Source organism: Adlercreutzia shanghongiae, assembly GCF_035830635.1.
Classification (GTDB): Bacteria; Actinomycetota; Coriobacteriia; order Coriobacteriales; family Eggerthellaceae; genus Adlercreutzia; species Adlercreutzia shanghongiae.
In genome coordinates, this window is record NZ_JAYMFI010000015.1 from 81,826 (window position 1) to 100,044 (window position 18,219).

Annotated in this window: 13 protein-coding genes; 12 read left to right on the plus strand and 1 reads right to left on the minus strand. The window is 62.3% G+C overall.

The genetic code is table 11. From position 1 onward, the window contains the following. Positions 1 to 231 precede the first annotated feature (231 nt). From VJ923_RS08315 to VJ923_RS08335, 5 genes are all read left to right on the plus strand, one after another. Positions 232 to 2,736: a molybdopterin-dependent oxidoreductase gene (locus VJ923_RS08315; protein ID WP_326440436.1), complete on the plus strand. Its 2,505-nt coding sequence runs from the start codon at positions 232 to 234 to the stop codon at positions 2,734 to 2,736. Next, complete coding sequence (locus tag VJ923_RS08320; RefSeq protein ID WP_326440474.1) at positions 2,736 to 3,401, plus strand: 4Fe-4S dicluster domain-containing protein; 666 nt, start codon at positions 2,736 to 2,738, stop codon at positions 3,399 to 3,401. The genes VJ923_RS08315 and VJ923_RS08320 overlap by 1 nt, the downstream gene beginning before the upstream one ends. 95 nt (positions 3,402 to 3,496) lie before the next feature. Then, entirely contained in the window at positions 3,497 to 4,222 is a 726-nt protein-coding gene (locus VJ923_RS08325; protein ID WP_326440438.1) for a molecular chaperone TorD family protein, read from the plus strand. A 138-nt stretch (positions 4,223 to 4,360) separates the two neighbouring features. Further along, complete coding sequence (locus tag VJ923_RS08330; RefSeq protein ID WP_326440440.1) at positions 4,361 to 5,416, plus strand: polyprenyl synthetase family protein; 1,056 nt, start codon at positions 4,361 to 4,363, stop codon at positions 5,414 to 5,416. Continuing rightward, positions 5,416 to 6,318, plus strand: coding sequence for a peptidoglycan-binding domain-containing protein (locus VJ923_RS08335; protein WP_326440442.1), 903 nt, complete (start codon positions 5,416 to 5,418; stop codon positions 6,316 to 6,318). The genes VJ923_RS08330 and VJ923_RS08335 overlap by 1 nt, the downstream gene beginning before the upstream one ends. A 380-nt stretch (positions 6,319 to 6,698) precedes the next feature. On the opposite strand, the gene VJ923_RS08340 is transcribed toward VJ923_RS08335, so the two are convergent. After that, a complete protein-coding gene (locus tag VJ923_RS08340) occupies positions 6,699 to 8,288 on the minus strand; it encodes a helix-turn-helix transcriptional regulator (protein WP_326440444.1) in 1,590 nt (529 codons plus the stop codon). Between the two features lie 256 nt (positions 8,289 to 8,544). On the opposite strand from VJ923_RS08340, the gene VJ923_RS08345 reads away from it, so the two are divergent. The 7 genes from VJ923_RS08345 to VJ923_RS08375 all read left to right on the plus strand — a co-directional run bounded on the left by VJ923_RS08345 (position 8,545) and on the right by VJ923_RS08375 (position 18,176). After that, positions 8,545 to 10,305 carry an FAD-dependent oxidoreductase gene (locus VJ923_RS08345; RefSeq protein ID WP_326440446.1) on the plus strand — a complete coding sequence of 587 codons (1,761 nt, stop codon included), beginning with the start codon at positions 8,545 to 8,547 and terminating at the stop codon, positions 10,303 to 10,305. 189 nt (positions 10,306 to 10,494) lie between these two features. Beyond that, positions 10,495 to 11,781 (plus strand): 3-isopropylmalate dehydratase large subunit, encoded by a 1,287-nt coding sequence (gene leuC, locus VJ923_RS08350; protein WP_326440448.1) that lies wholly within the window; start codon positions 10,495 to 10,497, stop codon positions 11,779 to 11,781. Positions 11,782 to 11,793: 12 nt separating this feature from the next. Further along, the gene (gene leuD, locus VJ923_RS08355) at positions 11,794 to 12,288 is read left to right on the plus strand and encodes a 3-isopropylmalate dehydratase small subunit (RefSeq protein WP_326440450.1); all 495 of its coding nucleotides are present in this window, start codon (positions 11,794 to 11,796) and stop codon (positions 12,286 to 12,288) included. 330 nt (positions 12,289 to 12,618) lie between these two features. After that, on the plus strand, positions 12,619 to 13,725 hold the full coding sequence (leuB, locus tag VJ923_RS08360; protein WP_326440452.1) for a 3-isopropylmalate dehydrogenase: 1,107 nt from the start codon (positions 12,619 to 12,621) through the stop codon (positions 13,723 to 13,725). Between the two features lie 163 nt (positions 13,726 to 13,888). After that, complete coding sequence (locus tag VJ923_RS08365; RefSeq protein WP_326440454.1) at positions 13,889 to 14,269, plus strand: NifB/NifX family molybdenum-iron cluster-binding protein; 381 nt, start codon at positions 13,889 to 13,891, stop codon at positions 14,267 to 14,269. Positions 14,270 to 14,451: 182 nt separating this feature from the next. After that, a complete protein-coding gene (hisS, locus tag VJ923_RS08370) occupies positions 14,452 to 15,768 on the plus strand; it encodes a histidine--tRNA ligase (RefSeq protein WP_326440456.1) in 1,317 nt (438 codons plus the stop codon). A 191-nt stretch (positions 15,769 to 15,959) separates the two neighbouring features. After that, positions 15,960 to 18,176: a Tat pathway signal sequence gene (locus tag VJ923_RS08375; RefSeq protein WP_326440458.1), complete on the plus strand. Its 2,217-nt coding sequence runs from the start codon at positions 15,960 to 15,962 to the stop codon at positions 18,174 to 18,176. Positions 18,177 to 18,219 lie beyond the last annotated feature (43 nt).

The following is an 18,219-nucleotide window of genomic DNA, read 5'->3' on the forward strand; positions in this document are numbered from 1 at the left end:
TTTGCCGTTCACCCTCTTCATCACCTCTGTCGATTGACCGCTTAATCTCTGGTTAAGGTCAACTTAACGCAAAGCTTAGACGCGGCGTATCGCTATTAATTTGGGGCTTGGGCACAATGGGATTATCGAAAAGTCCAAAGAGGAGAGACTTTTCCTGCTCGGATAGCGTGGCGTCGCGCCCCTCCCCGCCGCCGCGCGGCCGAGCCCGTGAGGGAGAGAGAGGAGAAATCCATGACCCAAGCGAAGGCAGAGGCACGCTTCACGCGCAGAAGCTTCATCAAAGGGGCTGCCGCACTGACGGCCACCGGCGCGCTTGCCGGCTGTACCCCGGTAGCCGACAATCTTGCCGAGACTGGCGATGCGGCTTCGCTCCAGGAATCACCCGATGAGATTTTCTCGGGCGTGTGCCGCGGCGATTGTTTCGGTGGCTGCTTTCTGAGCCTTCATGTTCGTGACGGCAAGCTAGTGCGAACATCTATGAGGGAGTTTCCCGATGCAAGCTACAATCGGATTTGCTCAAAAGGCCTGTCGCATCCCGAGCGTGTCTATAGCTCAAAGCGTCTCCAGTATCCCATGAAGCGTATTGGCGAGAGAGGCGAAGGGAAGTTTGAACGAATTAGCTGGGATGAGGCCATAGAAACCATTGCCACTACTTGGAGAGGCTTTGCCGAAGAGTACGGCGCAGAATCGATGGCGGTATTTTATGGGGGAGGCTGCGCTGGATCGATTGGCGGCGGAATGTGGGGTAGTGCCCTGTCGCGTTTTATCGCCGCTACGGGGTGCTCTACGGTGATGCAAGCCGTTGATATGGCCATGGGCTATGGAATGGGTCGAGCGCTTGGCAGTGGTTCGAGTTTTGCGTATCAAAACGAGCCCACTGACTGGAAGAATTCGAAGACGATTATTTGCTGGGGCTCAAATCCGTTTATGTCTATGCCGCAGGTCGGACACTTTATTTTGGAAGCAAAGGAAGCAGGCACCAAATACATTGTCATAGATCCCGTTTTCAATTTCAACGCTGCAAAGGCCGATCAGTACATCTATGTCAACCCGGCCACGGACGGCGCTTTGGCTTTGGGGATAACGGGCCGCATTATTGCGGAGCAGTCGTACGATGACAACTTCCTCAAGCACCATAGTGAAGCGGCATTTCTAATCAAGGAGGACGGATCTCAGCTTCGTCTGAGCGATTTGGGCGTTGATCCTGAGCAGAATGGCGTTGACCCCGATACCGGAGAGCCGGTCATTGTCGATCCCTTCGTGGTTTGGGATGAAAGTACCAGCTCTGCGGTCGCGCTCGAAGATGCTGTTGATCCCGCGATCGAAGGTGTGGAAAGCGTAAAAGGGATTCCCGTCAAAACGCAATTCGACCAGCTTAAGGAATTGACGGCTTCCTACACTTTGGAGCGAACGGAGGAATTGACTGGCGTGCCGGTGGATACAATCAAGGAGCTGGCCCGCATCTATGCCGAGGAAGGACCTGTCAACACCCTTTGGGCTGTGGGGCCCGACCACTACAATAATGGTGCCTACAATTACTGGTGCATGACATTGCCCGCGCTTATGACCGGACAAATCGGAAAGCCGGGTGCGGCGGTTGGCGCTATGTCGTCTATGGAACTTGGCAATATCGTCAATGCCACTCAAGGGGCGTTCCCCGTCGACGATGATGGCACGGTTCTTTACGGATCGGGGACGATTGTCAATCTCAACAATATAGGCTCCATTTTGGACTCGGGGGTTATCACGGGGACGGAAGTTCCGCTCAAGGGATGTTACATTTGCTTTACAAACCCGGTGTCCGTGAATACCAATCGGGCGTATACAATCGACTGGATTAAGAAGCTCGAGTTTGTAGTAGTGGCAGATATTACGATGACGGAAACGGCAAAATACGCCGATATTTTGCTGCCGGTTTGCCACTGGTTCGAATGCACGGAGTTGTTTGGAACATATATTACGCATCCGTACGCCATCCTTCAAAAGCCTGTGCTTGAGCGAATGTACGAGTCGAAATCTGACTTCGAAATTTACAAAATGATCCTCGAACAGCTTAATCTAGGGAAGTTTTTGGACATGACGGAAGAAGAATACATGTCCATGCTGCTTGACAACGATACATGCAGAGAGCGAGGCGTTACCGTCGAAGCACTGAGCGAGAATGGAGCGGTTCGAGTTTTCGGCCAGTCGGAGCACATCGCAATGGAAGGCGCGGTTTTCGCTACGTCGACGGGGCGAGCTTCTTTCTATCAGGAAGCTGTTGCGCTGGGCTATGATATCGGGCAGGAAGTCGACGAGACTAAAGAGAAGGTGCCGTATTGGGAGCCTGCCAAGGAAGCCGATATCAACAGTGCCATTCGTGAAAAATACCCCTTTGTTGTTATCACGGAGAACATGCGCACGCGAACTCATTCGGAATGGTGGGATGTTGAGAGCTTGAAGGAATATGAGCCCGGTCCCTTTGTAAGGGTTAGCGTCGATGATGCGAAAGAGCTCGATGTTGCAGAGGGGGATATGGTCAGGCTTTACAACGACCGTGGGGCTCTGGTTCTTCCTGTTGTTATTAACCCTGGACTGCCAAAAGGTATTGTTACAGGTCCGCGTGCATATCAAATCGAAGAGCATATCGACGGCGGATGGAATGATATCACTTCGCATGAGTTTAACCAAGCATGTGAAAACATGGTTTTCTACGACGTAGCTGTTGCGATTGAGAAGATCAATGAGGAGGCATGATGACGAATTACGGTATGGCGATTGATCTTAAGCGTTGCTTCGGGTGCCAGACTTGTGCTGCTGCCTGCAAGACTGCAAATAATTTGCCGAAAGATATTGCCTACAACGTCGTTTACACAAAGAACAATGGTGACTATTCAAATTTCGGCACGGCGGTTGTGCGAGGTGCGCGGGCAAACGACAACGCTGGAGGAGCTTTTCCGGACTGTGTGTTGAGCTATCTTCCTGTTCAATGCCAGCATTGTGCTAACCCTGCATGTGTGGAGGTATGTCCCACGGGCGCTTCGGCGAAAGATCCCGATACGGGAATTGTTTCAATTGATGATGAGCTGTGTATCGGATGCGAGTCTTGCATCCAGGCTTGCCCCTATGAGGGGGTGCGTACTCCTATAAGCGATGACGTGGACTACTATCTCGATGTGGTATTGGGCGAGCATGATGCTCCGGTGCATGAAGTTGGTTCGGTTGAGAAGTGCACCTTCTGCAAGAACCTGATCGATCGAGGTGAAAAGCCTGCTTGCATGGTTTTATGCCCGGGGCGCGCTCGTTATTGGGGCGATTTGGACGATCCGGAGTCTGAGGTCTCCAAGGCCATTGCTGGGCGGGAATCGTTCTTTCTTCGCGAGGAGGCGGGCACGAGTCCGAGTGTCTTCTATCTGAAATAGCGCAACTGCTTAGCAGTTGTGACAACGCGAAGAAGCGTTGCGACCGAGACTCGTCATCGGTCGCAACGCTATTCTCATGGGTGAAAGGACCTAAAATGGTGAATCGCGAGGCCGCAATACGTCGTTACATAGGGCTAGCTGATTGCTGCGAGCTGTTGTCGGAGACGTTCAAATACCCCACAGAGCGGCTGATATCATCGTTGCTGGATGGGTCCTACCTCGAAGATTGTATTCACAGTGTTGAAGATGCCGGCGCGGAACCCTCTCAGCTCGATTCTGCTATCGAAAACATCCAAGCTCTCTCTTCCAGCTCACCGAACTCCTTGCTGGATTCGGCACGAAAGGGATACTCCCTCCTTTATCTTGCTCCAGGATCAAAAGTGCCTGTATTTCCCTATGAAAGCCCCTTTCGCTTTGTAGCAGACCAAAGAGAGGGAGTTCCGTCGCTGTTTAGATCGCAAATAACGCTTGACGTCGAGCGTCAAATGGCGGCGGCTGGCGTTCTCCCGTGCGATCGGAACAAGGAGCCGTCGGACAGCATTTGGCGCGAGTTTTCGTTTCTATCTTTCCTCCTGGGCAGTGCCGCCGCTGCGTTGTGCGCCGAGGACGTTGCGTCCGCAGGCCAATGGATTGAGCGTGCGCGTACATTTTGGTCCAGTCATGCTCAGCGGTGGGTCCCTGACTTCATGCTCAGAACAGCTGAGTGTGCTCGGAGCGAAGCATTTCTTCCTTGGGCGGAATGCTACGAGTGCTTCGCCGATGTGGGTTCTAAAATTGTTTCTCTGCTGCAAGGGGAGTTGGAGGGGAAGGGTTCTTTCTAATATCCTGCTGCCGGTTACGGTGTCTTTTACCGTTCAATCTTACAATCACGTTCGCGTGCGGCGCGTGCGCGCTTGCGGGCGTGGGCCGTGGTATCATGATTCGATGCTGAAACGACCGACCGACGGCAAGAAAGCGCTATGAAGAACATCACCGAAATCCTCGCTTGCGTCGAAGAGACGCCCGCCACGTTCGAATCCTATCTGAAGTGCTACGCCGACCCGGTCGGGGAGCTCATCAACAGCTACATCCCCCACGGCGCGCACGGCGACATGGACCGCTACCTGTACGCGCCCCTGTACCGGTACAGCGAGAACGCCGGCAAGCGCCATCGCCCGCTCATCTGCTACGCGGCCTGCCTGGCGGTGGGCGGCAACCCTGATTGCGCCACCACCTCGGCGGCGGCCATCGAGCACTTCCACTCCGCGGCCCTCATCCACGACGACATCGCCGACGAGGCCGAGCTGCGCCGCGGCGAGCCCTGCCTGCACCTCACCGAGGGACTGGGACTGGCCATCAACATGGGCGATTTGGCGCTCTCCATGGTGAACGGCCCGGTGGTGAACGACCCTCTGCTGGACGATGCCACGAAGGTGCGCGTCATCAGCGAGCTCATCGCCATGACCTGCCGCACGGTGGAGGGCCAGGCGCTCGATCTGGGCTGGGCTCGCGACGGTCGCTACGACATTGCTCCCGAGGACTATCTCACCATGGCCATCCACAAGACGGCCCACTACTCCGGCGCCGTGCCGCTGGCCGTGGGCGCCATCGTGGGTGGTGCCGACGACGAGAAGGTGGAGGCCCTGCGCAGCTACGGGCTGGACACCGGCTTGGCCTTCCAGATCCAGGACGACCTTCTGAACCTGGTGGGCACCGACGAGGCGAAGAAAAAGGACTTCCGCAGCGACATCACCGAGGGCAAGCGCACGCTGGTGGTGGTGCATGCCCTGCAAAACGCCGCGCCCGAAGCCCGCGGGCGGCTCATCGAGATCCTCTCCGCGAAGGAGCGCGATCCGGAGGTGCTGGCCGAGGCCGTGGAAATCATGGAGGAGGCGGGGTCGATCGACTACGCCCGCTCCTTCGCCGAGGATCTCACGCTTAATGCCAAAGCGCGGCTGGCCGGGGCGCTTTCGCCCTCGCCGTACCGCGATCTGCTTGTATCTATGGCCGACTGGTTCGTGAACAGGTTGAAATAATGGAGCCTATCAAGAGAAACGACACGGGCGCCGCCGTAGAAGACGTTCAGGCGCGCCTGGCCCGCATCGGGCATTTGCCCGAGGACGCCATTACCGGCACCTTCGATGACGCCACGGTGGAAGCGCTGGCTGCCTTCCTGGCCGAGTCGGCCTTGCCGGTGAGCGAGGAAGTCACCGAGAAGGTGTGGTCTGCCCTGGTGGACGCTTCCTACAACTTGGGCGATCGCACGCTGTATTTGCGCATGCCATACTTCCACGGCCACGATGTGTTCGAGCTGCAGCAGGCCTTGGGCGCGCTCGGGTTCTTCTACGGTGCGCGCGATGCCATCTTCGGCGCTCACACCGAAGAGGCCCTGCGCCGCTTCCAGCTGAACCTCGGTCTGCCCTCCGATGGCATTGCGGGCGCCTACACCTATGCCGCTTTGCGCAATCTGGCCCATTCGTGGGTCGGCAAGGAGGCCACTCACGGCTCGGTACGCCATTTGGGCTTCGCTCGTGCGGCCGATGTGCTCGAGCGCAACGCCGTGTGCCTGTTCGGCACCGACGAGTTCTCCCGCTCGGTGGCTTCACGTATGTCGAATTTGTCCCAAGCGACCAACCCTGCCTCGAAGATCATCAGCGCCGATAGCCTCTCGGTGCCGCCCGATGCGTCCATGATGCTCGTGCACGTGCTGCTGGACGCCAAGGACGCCGATGCGGGGGTGCCGCTGGTTTCCTACGAAGAGGAGGATACGCTCTCCTTGCGTCTGGCCTCGGCCGTTGACGTGGCCCGCGACGCCGTGTGGCCCCGTCTGTCGGTGCTGCTTCCCGGCACCGTGTGGTTGGAGGCCGGCCCGGAGCGTTCCGCCCAGCACTATGCCATCACCTTGCTGGATGCGCTGTGCTCGGCGCTGCAGGAGTAGCGAGCGACGTCTTCTCTCCCAATTCAGCAAGATTCAGCGGGCAGACTTTGGTCTGCCCTTTTGATGCACCGGTTGTTTGTCTTTCTGACGATGGTTGCGGTTTGCCTTTCCGACGCCGCCGCTGGTCTGCCCGTCTGACGCCGCCGCTGGTCTGCCTTCCGACGATGATGGCGGTCTGCCCTCTCGGCGCTGCCGCCGGTCCGCCCGTCTGACGATAACTGCACTTTTGTATAGTTTTCTGCGCCGAAATCCGAACTTGGGGCGAGAAATGTATGGATTGCCGGAAGATAACTGCACTTTTGTGCGGTTTGATGCAGTTTGATGTGGCAAGCGCGTGTGCGCGTGACAATCGAGCGTGCGGCAAGCGCGTGTGCGTGTGGCTAGCGCGCCTCGAAGAGATCCAGCAGCTCTTGGCGGGAGTGCACATTCAACTTCTGGTAGATGTGCTTCACGTGGGTGGCCACGGTGTTCTTGGAAAGCACGAGCTCTTCGCGGATGTAGGGTTGGCTGCGGCCGCGGGCGAGGTATCCTAGGATCTCCGCCTCGCGTCCGGAAAGCCCGTGGGCCTCGGAGAGCATGCGGCAGCGGTCGTCGATGTCGAGCGTTCGGCCATCGCCTGGCGTCTCGTCGCCGGTGCGGGCCGCATCCTTTCTGTTGGCGGTGCTCTTTTCCAAAGCGCCTTTTGCCTGAGCGCCGAACGAGGTGGAGGCCTCGCTCACGCCGTCTGTTGCGGAAAGAGGAACGGAGAGAGGACGTCGCCAGACGCGACGATCGGCGGGATAGGCGACCCAGGCAAGCGAGAAGACGACCATGAGCCCGAAGGCGACGGCGAACAGCGAGTAGGGCTGGTCGCCGATTTGGCCTCCGAAGTAAAGCCCCAGCACGTTGCCGCATAGCACGCCGAGCTGCAGGGCGCCTTGGGTGATGCCGATGCCGAGGGCGGCGTTGATGAGGCCGCGCCGCGCGGCGGTAACCACGTACAGAAACGACGCGACGGTCAGGATGGTATTGGTGACCGAGGAGACGGTGGAGGAAATGAGCACCGCCCACAGATCGGCCCACGGCAGCAGGGCGAGGGAGAGCGTGACAAGCGGTGCCAGCAGCTTGAACAGCTCGTCGAAGGACGGGCGCCTGGCGAATAGCAGGAAGGCCGCCATGAGCGCGATGCCGCAGGCCGAGCCGATAAGGGCGGGCCAGTCGACGCCGAGGGCCGAGAAGGGCTCGTTGTCACTGAAGCGCATGGCCTCAACGCAGCTGGTAGCAAAGTAGGTGACAAACAACAGCAGGGCGATGCGCACGATGGTGGCAGGGGACGTCGAAGGGGTATTCGTGCGACTCGTCTTGGCGAGGAGGCTCGGTGCGGTCTCCCCGCCGCCTTCCTCGTTCTGTTCGGAAAGCCCCTGGTCTCGATAGGTGAGCAGCAGAAGGGCACCTGAAGCGACGGGCAGCGTGGCTGTCGCGACGGTGCCCGGCCCCGGAGGAAGGTAGGGGAAGACAAGGGCGCCGGCCACCATGATAATCGAGGCGGCCGGGATGGCCAGCTCGGCGCTTTCCTCGTCAAGCTGCGCGAGGGCCTGTCCCCATAAGATATTCAACAGCGCGGTTCCGAAGCCAGTGAGCAGTCCGCTCGCCACGACGCCTATGGCAAAGCTGTCGCTTAGCGACGAGGCGAGGGTGCCCACGCCGGCGCAGACCGCAGATGCTGCGGCAAGCCATGCCGGCGGTGCCCCGCGCCGCCTTCCCAAGACGACGCCCGCCAAGAAGAGCACGACCGTTACCGCGATAGCCGAAACGAGCCACGAGGCGTCGGCATTGATGCCCGAGCCCAGGCGCAGGGGGTACACGGCGGAGGTCTCGTAGGAACCGTAGACCCAGGCCCAGATGAATCCGATGCCGAGGTAGCGGAACTTCAGCGTTCCCTCCAGCTTGGCGATCGCCCCTTGGCGCGCCGTGTTCGTCGATTTCGCCATAGTCCTCCCTCGCCTGCGAAAACAGCCCGCTCATCTTAGATCAAGCCCGCTTTCTCACCCTCACCTATTGTAGGTGAAAAACAAGGAGAACCCAGCTTTCAGGCGATGTTTTTCCTGCCGTGCGCTGCCAAGATGGGCCCACCTTGAAACCTCAAGGGAGGGACTTCCCGGCAACGAGGCGAAGGTGCGGGCGGGCGGCGGCAGGCCTCCGCGAGCGCCTTCGGTCTTTGGCGGGAAACAGAAAAAGGAGGAACCCATGACAGATGCAACCTTTTCCCGCCGCTCGTTTCTGACCGGCGCCGCGGCTTTGGGGTCGCTCGCCGCGGTGGGCGCCATGGCCGGCTGCTCGCCGAAGCAGCCTGGCGCGGCCGAGCAGGACGTCGCCGCGGATGGCCCCGCCGGCACCGCTGGCTCTGCCGCCGACGATGCGTGGCTCGGCAAGGCCCCCGAGATTTCCGATGCCGACTGCGTCGAGACCGTCGACGTCGACGTGCTCGTCGTCGGCGCGGGCACGTCCGGCTACTTCGCCGCCTGCGCTGCGGCCGAGAACGGCGCCAAGACGCTGCTCATCGAGAAGGCCGGCAACGGCAACGGCGTGCGCTCCTCGGCCTTGGGCGCGGTGAACTCCCGCTTCCAGCAGGAGGTGGGCGAGGCGGCCGCCATCAACCCCATGGAAATCATGAACGACATGGACCGCTATGCCGACGGCCAGATCCACTCGGCGCTCTACCGCAAGTGGGCCGAGAACTCCGGCGAGGCCATCGACTGGTATGCCGATGTCATCGCCAAGGACGGCCTCGAGGTGCAGCTCGAGTGGAACATGCCCAAGGGCACCTTCTACAAGGACTGGCCCACCGGCCATGGCACCAACGGCCGCGATGGCGCCGGCTATACCGAGCGCGAGCCTCAGGTCTCCGAGTGCCTGAACAACTACCTTACCTCCTTCGACGGCTGCGAGATCCGTTTCGAGACCCCCATGCGCAGCCTTATCATGGAGGATGGCAAGGTCGTGGGCGTCTACGCCGAGGGCAAGGATGGCATGATCCGCATCAACGCGGCCAAGGGCGTTGTGGTGGCCACGGGCGGCTACGCCTACAACCAGGACATGTACCAGGCGCTGCAGCCGACGCGCTATTCGTGCCTGGGCACCCTCGACGCCTTCCCGTCCTGCACCGGCGACGGCATCAAGGCCCTCATGTGGGCCGGCGCTCAGATGGACGCCGTGCACACCTCGCTCACCTTCAACCGCTGCCTGCTCACGGCCGATCAGGACATCGCCACGCCCTACGAGATCGGCGGCGACTCCTACGGCTACTTCTTCTTCGCCTCCCAGCCCTTCCTGCGCGTCGACCCCCACGGCGCCCGCTTCCACAACGAGAGCGCGCCCTACGACTACGTGTTCGGCGCCACCTCCAAGCGTCCGGCGGCCGAGCGCTACTGGCACCAGATCTGGGACGGTGATTGGAAGACCTACGTGCCGATCTTCCACACCGTGGGCTGCTCCACCATCTACATGCAGCCCGAGGGCGGCTCCGACCACGACGCCTTCCCGGGCATGCTGGACGAGTGGATCGAGCCGGAGATGGAGGCCTTCGTCGAGGCCGGCTTCATCCAGAAGGCCGACACGCTGGAGGAGCTTGCCGACAAGCTGGGCTTTACCGGCGATGACAAGCAGGTGTTCCTCGATACGTGCGCTCAGCAGACCGAGAACTACGAGAAGGGCGAGGACCTGCAGTTCGGCAAGGAGGCATTCCGCCTGAGCGCGCTGAAGACCCCGCCGTTCTACGGCTCGGTGAAGAACTGCGGCCTTACCCTGTGCACGCTGGACGGCATCCAGGTGAACGACGACCTGCAGCCCTACGGCGAGGACGGCAACCCCATCGAGGGCGTCTACGTCGTCGGCAACGACCAGGGCAGCTTCTACGCCGGCACCTACCCGAACCTGGCCGCCGGCATCAACGCCGGCCGCTGCGCCACCTTCGGCCGCATGGTGGGCAAGATGCTCGCCGAGAAGTAGGCGTCCCCGCGCCCCGAGCCTCGTGCCCCGCGCCTCGTGCCCCGCGTCCAACTATCTTTACCCTCCCTCAAATGCCGCCCCTCGGGGCGGCATTTTGCGTTTGGGACGAAGAAAACGAATTGGAAACATGGTGGTGCTAGAATAACTGAGTTTAAGAGTAAGCCTTATGCGTTTGCAGGAGGAATGTCCATGACTCGTCCCATGACTATGGCGGAGAAGATTCTCGCCGCCCATGCGGGGCTCGACGAGGTGGTGCCCGGCCAGCTGATCGAATGCAATCTGGACCTGGTGCTCGCCAACGACGTCACGGCCCCCATTGCCATCAAGACCGTCCGCGAGATCACCGATGCAGTGTTCGACGCCGACCGCGTGATCCTCGTGCCCGACCACTACGTGCCCAACAAGGACATCAAGAGCGCCGAGCAGGCCAAGATCGTGCGTGATTTCGTGCGCGAGCAGGGCATCTCCCACTACTACGAGGTGGGCTGCATGGGCGTTGAGCACGCGCTGCTGCCCGAGCAGGGCGTGGTGGGCGCGGGCGACCTTATCATCGGCGCCGACAGCCACACCTGCACCTACGGCGCGCTGGGTGCGTTCTCCACGGGCGTGGGCTCTACCGACGCCGGCGTGGGCATGGCCACGGGCAAAGCTTGGTTCAAGGTGCCCGAGACCATCAAGTTCGTCATCAATGGCGAGCTGGCCCCGGGCGTGACGGGCAAAGACGTCATCCTGCACATCATCGGCATGATCGGCGTGGACGGCGCCCTGTACAAGGCCATGGAGTTCACGGGCAGCGCCATTGCGACCATGCCCATGGACGAGCGTCTGTCCATCTCGAACATGGCCATCGAGGCCGGCGGCAAGGCGGGCCTCATCCCGGTGGACGACGTGACCCGCGCCTACATGGATGGACGCGCCGAGCGCCCCTACACCGCCTACTATTCCGACGACGATGCGGAGTTCGCGCAGGTCATCGAGATTGACGCTGTCGATATTGTGCCGACGGTGGCCTTCCCGCACCTGCCGAGCAACACGCGCCCGGTGGCCGAGGCCCGCGACGTGAAAATCGACCAGGCGGTCATCGGCAGCTGCACCAACGGCCGCTTGGACGACATGCGTCAGGCCGCCGCGGTGCTGAAGGGCCGCACGGTGCATCCGGACGTGCGCTGCATCGTGATTCCCGCCACCCAGCAGGTGTACCAGCAGTGCATCGCCGAGGGGCTCATGGACATCTTCATCAACGCCCACTGCGCCGTGTCCACCCCCACCTGCGGGCCGTGCCTGGGAGGCTACATGGGCATCCTCGCCGCCGGCGAGCGCGCCATCGCCACCACGAACCGCAACTTCGTCGGCCGCATGGGCGACCCCACGAGCGAGGTGTACCTGTCCTCGCCGGCCGTGGCCGCCGCCTCGGCCGTGCTCGGCCACATCGGCCTTCCGGAAGATTTGGAGCCCGTCGCCAGCGCGGCGGAGTAGGGAGGAGCCCCCATGCAATTCAAGGGAACCGTGCACCGCTACGGGCGCGACATCGACACCGACGTCATCATTCCGGCCCGCTATCTGAACACCTCCGACCCGGCGGAGCTGGCGAAGCACTGCCTGGAGGACTTGGACACGGAATTCGTGAACAACGTGCAGGCCGGCGACATCATCGTGGCCGACGAGAACTTCGGCTGCGGCAGCTCGCGGGAGCACGCGCCCATCGCCATCAAGGCGGCCGGCGTGGATGTGGTCATCGCCAAGAGCTTCGCGCGCATCTTCTACCGCAACGCCATCAACACGGGCCTGGCCATTATGGAATGCCCCGAGGCCGTGGACGCCATCAGCAACGGCGACATCGTGTCCGTGGACGCCGATGCCGGCATCATCACCGACGAGACCACGGGCGAGACCTTCACGGCCCAGCCCTTCCCGCCGTTCCTCATGGAGATCATCAACGCCGGCGGCCTTGTGCCGCGCTGGCAGAAGAAGCTTGGGAAATAGGAACATTTATTCGTATTATTAGTTTGTAAGAGCTGGTATACTGAGAGGGCCAGCAAAGTCCGCTTGCGGGTGGTGCTTCTGAAAGGAGGCACTTCCTATGGGTATTGTCCTTGAAATCTTGAATGGCTGCGCAGCCCTTGCCACGGTTGCCGGGTTTATACTCGAGGTCTGGAGAGAATATAAGCAACGACGGATGACGAAGGGAGAAAAGGAAAGAGCCGGCGGCAACCGACTCTAACCTAATCACTTGAACCTGCGCCGCCCGCCCCACAGTTTAGCAACTGGCGGGCTTTGCTGGCCTTCTGCATTATAGCACGGAAGAAGGAAGAAATGAACACGTACAAGATCTGTCTGCTGGCTGGTGACGGCATCGGACCGGAGATTATTGCCGAGGGCGTGAAGGTGCTGAACGCGGTGGGCGCGAAGTACGACACGGCCTTCGAGTACACCGACGCGCTCATCGGCGGCGCGGCCATCGACGAGACCGGTGAGCCCTTGCCGACAGCGACGCTGGACGCGGCCCGCGCCTCCGACGCGGTGCTGCTGGCCGCGGTGGGCGGCCCGAAGTGGGATACCACCGACCCGGCCGCTCCGCGCCCGGAGCAGGGTCTGCTGGGCATCCGCAAGGAGCTCGGGCTGTACACGAATCTGCGTCCCGTGCAGATCTTCAACGCCCTGGCCGATGCGAGTACCCTGCGCCCCGAGATTGTGGACGGCGTGGACATGATGATCGTGCGCGAGCTGACGGGCGGCTTGTACTTCGGCCGCCGCGAGCGCTTCTACGACGAGCCGGAGGCCGGTGTGAACGGCGCCCCGGGCCAGCGCGCCTACGATACGCTTGAGTACTCCGAGTACGAGATCGAGCGCATCGCTCGCCAGGCCTTCGAAATTGCCCGCAAGCGCCGCAACAAGGTGACGAGCGTGGATAAGGCCAACGTGCTGGAGACGAGCCGTTTGTGGCGCGAGATCGTGCATCGCGTGCACGAGGAGGCCTACGCCGACGTGGAGCTTGAGGACCTGCTCGTGGACAACACCGCCATGCAGCTCATCAACCGCCCCGCCGACTTCGACGTGGTGGTGACCGAGAACATGTTCGGCGACATCCTCTCCGACGAGGCCGCCCAGATCACGGGCTCTCTCGGCATGCTGGCGAGCGCCAGCTTGGGGGACGGCGTGGCCCTGTACGAGCCGAGCCACGGCAGCGCGCCCGACATCGCCGGTCGCGGCATCGCCAACCCGCTCGCCCAAATCCTGTCGGTGGAGATGATGCTGCGCTATAGCTTTAACATGGCCGAGGCGGCCGACGATATCCGCCGCGCCGTGACCGAGGTGCTGGACGCCGGCTGGCGTACCGGCGACATCAAGGGCGCCGATACCCCGGCCGACCAGGTGGTCGGCACCGCGCGCATGGGCGATTTGGTGGTAGAGCGCCTGTAGAGTGTCGCGCTAAACATCGTTCAAGCAGGAGGGCGCTTCCCGGCACGTGCGGGAGGCGCCCTTCTTCACTGAGGTGGTGCCGTTTGTGTGGTTGAGCTTGACGTTGTTTCCAACTTCTCGTTGAATAACGAGTGAAACACACTTCGAGAGAAAGAGGATGCGTATGACGACGATTAAGCTGGCCGTTCCCACTATGGGCGAGGCGGGGCTTTCCGCCCAGCGCGCGGGCCATTTCGGCCATTGCGACCGCTTCACCATCGTGACCATCGAGGACGGCGCGGTGGCCGAAGAGACCGCCGTGGTGGAGAATCCGCCGCACGAGGCCGGCGGCTGCCTGCGCCCGGTGGGCCTCTTGTCCGACGCGGGCGTGGACGCCATTGTGGCCGCGGGCATGGGCGGTCGTCCGCTCATGGGCTTCAACCAAGCGGGCATCACCGTGTACTTCGACAACGTGCACCCGGTGGTGGGCGACGCCGCAGCTGCCGTGGCCGCTGGCGAGGCCCCCATCATGGACCCCTCCCAGGCCTGCCAGCACCATCACTAGGAACCGGCTGCAAAGCCATTGGGAAAGGACGGCCCGCAGGGTCGTCCTTTCTGCGTTACAATACCCGAAGTTTACCGAAAGCGGGGATATGCGGCGGGCCGACCGGGCCGTGCGCCCCGCGCTTACGGGGACGCGCCCTGTGCCCGAAGAGCTGCGCCCCGCCGACGACGAAGGACACCATCATGGCCATTAACGCTCCCGAGGGAACCCGCGATCTTCTGCCCGACGAGGCGCTGTTCTGGAACCGGTTCAAGCAGACGGCGGTCGAGGTGTTCGGCGCCTACGGCTACCTGCCCATCGACACCCCCATCATGGAGCAGACGGAGCTCTTCATCCGCGGCATCGGCGAGGCCACCGACGTGGTGTCCAAGGAGATGTTCACGGCCATCTCCGGTGAAAACCTGCGTCGTTGGGTAGAGGAGGGGAAGGCCCCGAAGGCGAAGAGCCGTCTGAGCTTGCGCCCCGAGGGCACGGCCGGCGTGGTGCGCGCCGTGGTGCAGCACGATCTGGTGCCCCAGGGGGCGGCGCCGGCGAAGCTCATGTACGCAGGCCCGATGTTCCGCGCCGAGCGTCCGCAGAAGGGCCGCCAGCGCCAGTTCAACCAGGTGGGCGTGGAGTGCCTGGGCGCCGAGGAGCCGACGATCGATGCCGAGGCCATTATCATGCTCATGCGCTTCTACGAGAAGGTGGGCATCCCGCGCGAATCCATGCGCCTGCTGCTGAACTCCATGGGCTGCGAGAAATGCCGCCCGGCCTACCGCAATCTGGTGAAGGCGTACATGGATGAGCACGCCGACGAGCTGTGCGAGACCTGCCTCACGCGCGCCGAGGTGAATCCGCTGCGCGCCTTCGATTGCAAGAACCCCCAGTGCGCATCCGTGATGGCCGAGGCCCCGAAGATCACCGACCATCTGTGCGATGAATGCCTGGAGCACTACGGCGCGGTGAAGGAGCTGCTCGATGGCGCGGGGGTGGCCTACGAGGAAGACTACAAGCTCGTGCGCGGGCTCGACTACTACACCCGCACGGTGTTCGAGGTGCAGGTGGACAACGGCATGGGAAGCCAGAACGCCATCGGCGGCGGCGGACGTTACGACAGGCTGGCCGAGGAGGTGGGCGGTCGTCCCACGCCGGGCCTGGGCTTCGCCCTCGGCTTCGAGCGCTGCGTGCTGGCCCTGGAGGCGGCGGGCGTTCAGTTCCCGCGTGCCCAGAAGTGCGACCTGTTCGTGGCCTGCGTCGATGAGTCGGTGCGCGCCCGGGCCTTCGCGCTGGTGCAGGAATGCCGCGACGCCGGCTTTACCACCGAGATGGATCACCAGAAGCGCAGCCTGAAGAGCCAGTTCAAGCTGGCCGACAAGCTGGGCGCGGCCCGCGTGGCCGTGCTCGGTCCCGACGAGCTGGCGGCTGGTGAGGTGACCCTGCGCGACATGGGCACCCACACCGAGGCCAAGGTGCGCTTGGAAGAAGTCGTCGGCGAGCTGGGCCGCGCGATCCTGTAACGATCGGCACCTCTTGCCCTTGCGGTTTTCTTTCGGGTATTTGACGGCCTCCGCGTAAGCGGGGGCCGTTCCTGTATAGTGGCACGAAACCTATGGCGGGGCGGGAAGTCGCCCCTGGGAAATGAAGGGGCTGCCAGCTTGGGCACGGCGAGGGGCCGTGCGGCGGGCAGCGTTTGGAGAGGATGATTTCAGTGGCACAATCTGGTCTGGATTCCCTGCTGGAGGCGTTGCGCCAATCGGGCGTGAACACCGACAACGTGGGTGCGGGCGGCGGCGCCGGCTCGGCTGGTCCGCAGACGCCGGGCGGTTCGGGCGCAGGCTCGGGCGCAGGCTCGGCCGGCGGCTCCGGCGCGTCGGGCTCGCGCGGCGGCGTGGGCGGTTTCGGCGGGTTCCCCTTCAGCGGGTTTGGAGGCTTCGGCGGCGGTGTCGGCGGCGGTGGCGGCAAGGGCCATGGCGGCTCGGGCGGCGATGGGGCCACGCCGGTGAACTTCGAGTTTCTCGCTAACGATTTCCACCTGCCCTCCAAAAAGTGGCTCGCGCTCATCATCGTGGTGGCGCTGCTCGTCATCGCGGGCGCCTACTGGTGGTTCCATCCGGCTATCAATATCCACTCGACGGACTTCTGGAGCATCGTCTTCATCGTCGTCCTGCTGCCGGTGTTCCTTGTGCTCTGGACGCGCTCGCGCCAATACAGAAACGGCACCAAAGAAGTGGTGAAGAACGAGGGCAAGGCCAAGACGTTCCGCGTGCTGTCTTTCGTGCCGGTGGCGGTGGTGGCGCTCGTGGCCATCGGCGCCGTCATGTCCATGGCCATCTTTCCGGGCAACGCCGAGAAGTACTCCAACGTGCTGAAGACCGACACGCTGGAGTTCGCCCAGGACATTAAGGAAGTGAACTACTCCGAGATTCCCGTCATCGACCGTGACTCGGCCATTCTGCTGGGCAACCGCGAGATGGGCTCCATCCCCGAGTACGTGAGCCAGTTCGAGGTGTCGAACCTGTACTCGCAGATCAACTACCAGGGCACGCCGGTGCGCGTGAGCCCGCTGGGTTACGCCGACCTGTTCAAGTGGTTCACCAACCGCGACGGCGGCATTCCGGCCTACGCGCTCGTGAACATGACCACCCAGGACGCCGAGATCGTGCGCCTGGGCGATTCGCCCATCTACTACTCGGCTTCCGAGCCGCTCGCCCGCAACATAGACCGCCACGTGCAGTTGAAGTACCCCTTCTACATGTTCGGCGAGAAGTCCTTCGAGATTGACGAGGACGGCCATCCCTGGTGGATCTGCCCCGTGCGCGACTTCACCATCGGGCTCTTCGGCGGCGAGACCATCAGCCGCGTGGTGCTGTGCGACGCCACTACGGGCGAGACGCAGGATCTGTCGCTGGAGGAGTGCCCCGAGTGGGTGGACCGCGTGTTCCCGGCCGAGCTGCTCATCCAGCAGTACAACTGGTGGGGCGCCTACAACAACGGCTGGCTGAACTCGTTCCTCGGTCAGGAGGGCGTGGTGCGCACGACCCCCGGCACCGACGGCACGCTCGGCTACAACTACATCGCGAAGGACGACGACGTGTGGGTGTACACCGGCGTCACCTCCGCCACGGCCGACAACTCCATCATCGGTTTCGTGCTGGTGAACCAGCGCACCCAGGAATCGCACTTCTACTCCGTGGCCGGCGCCACCGAGGACTCGGCCATGGAATCGGCCGAGGGCCAGGTGCAGAACTTGCGCTACACCTCCACGTTCCCGCTGCTCATCAACGTGGGGAACCAGCCCACCTACTTCATGGCCCTGAAGGACGGCGCGGGCCTGGTGAAGAAGTTCGCCATGATCGACATCCAGCGCTACCAGAACGTGGCCGTGGGCGATACCGTGGCCGACACCCAGAAGGCCTACGAGGCGCTGCTCGCCACCAACGGCGTGGTGGCCGAGGGCGAGGGCGGCACCACCGACGTCGTCACGGTGAAGGGCGTCATTCGCTCGCTGAACCAGGCGGTTATCGAGGGCAACACCCACTTCTACGTGACCGTGGAAGGGGAGGACGGCGCCATCTTCGACTTCGCGTTGCCCGGCCTGCTGGATATCGTCGGCTACAAGGTGGGCGACGAGATCAGCTTCACCTACGTGGAAGCCGCCGGTTCCAATGTGAGCCCGGCCTACGAGATTCTGGGCGAGGGCGGCAAGGCTCCGGCGGCGGAGGATGCCGCGGGCGACGGTACTGAGGCGGCCGGCATCGACGCGGCTGCGGGCGAAGGCTCGGCTGGCAACGCTGCCCCTGCGCAGGCTGCCGCCGGCGACGAGAACGCCTCCGGCGAGCCCGAGGACGACGTCGTTCAGCAAAACGGCGCCGCGCAGACGCCCGAGGAGGTGGCCGCCGGCGACGACACCAAGCAGGTGGCGTAGGTTCTCGCAACAACGGCAACGGTTTAAAGCGGACGGGATCAAT

Excerpts from the sequence above, each read along its gene's own strand:
- VJ923_RS08345 (WP_326440446.1), top strand. The coding sequence starts at position 8,545 with ATGACAGATGCAACCTTTTCCCGCCGCTCGTTTCTGACCGGCGCCGCG.
- hisS (WP_326440456.1), top strand. The coding sequence starts at position 14,452 with ATGGCCATTAACGCTCCCGAGGGAACCCGCGATCTTCTGCCCGACGAG.
- VJ923_RS08320 (WP_326440474.1), top strand. The coding sequence starts at position 2,736 with ATGACGAATTACGGTATGGCGATTGATCTTAAGCGTTGCTTCGGGTGC.
- leuC (WP_326440448.1), top strand. The coding sequence starts at position 10,495 with ATGACTCGTCCCATGACTATGGCGGAGAAGATTCTCGCCGCCCATGCG.
- VJ923_RS08340 (WP_326440444.1), bottom strand. The coding sequence starts at position 8,288 with ATGGCGAAATCGACGAACACGGCGCGCCAAGGGGCGATCGCCAAGCTG.
- VJ923_RS08330 (WP_326440440.1), top strand. The coding sequence starts at position 4,361 with ATGAAGAACATCACCGAAATCCTCGCTTGCGTCGAAGAGACGCCCGCC.
- VJ923_RS08335 (WP_326440442.1), top strand. The coding sequence starts at position 5,416 with ATGGAGCCTATCAAGAGAAACGACACGGGCGCCGCCGTAGAAGACGTT.
- VJ923_RS08325 (WP_326440438.1), top strand. The coding sequence starts at position 3,497 with ATGGTGAATCGCGAGGCCGCAATACGTCGTTACATAGGGCTAGCTGAT.
- VJ923_RS08315 (WP_326440436.1), top strand. The coding sequence starts at position 232 with ATGACCCAAGCGAAGGCAGAGGCACGCTTCACGCGCAGAAGCTTCATC.
- VJ923_RS08365 (WP_326440454.1), top strand. The coding sequence starts at position 13,889 with ATGACGACGATTAAGCTGGCCGTTCCCACTATGGGCGAGGCGGGGCTT.
- leuB (WP_326440452.1), top strand. The coding sequence starts at position 12,619 with ATGAACACGTACAAGATCTGTCTGCTGGCTGGTGACGGCATCGGACCG.
- leuD (WP_326440450.1), top strand. The coding sequence starts at position 11,794 with ATGCAATTCAAGGGAACCGTGCACCGCTACGGGCGCGACATCGACACC.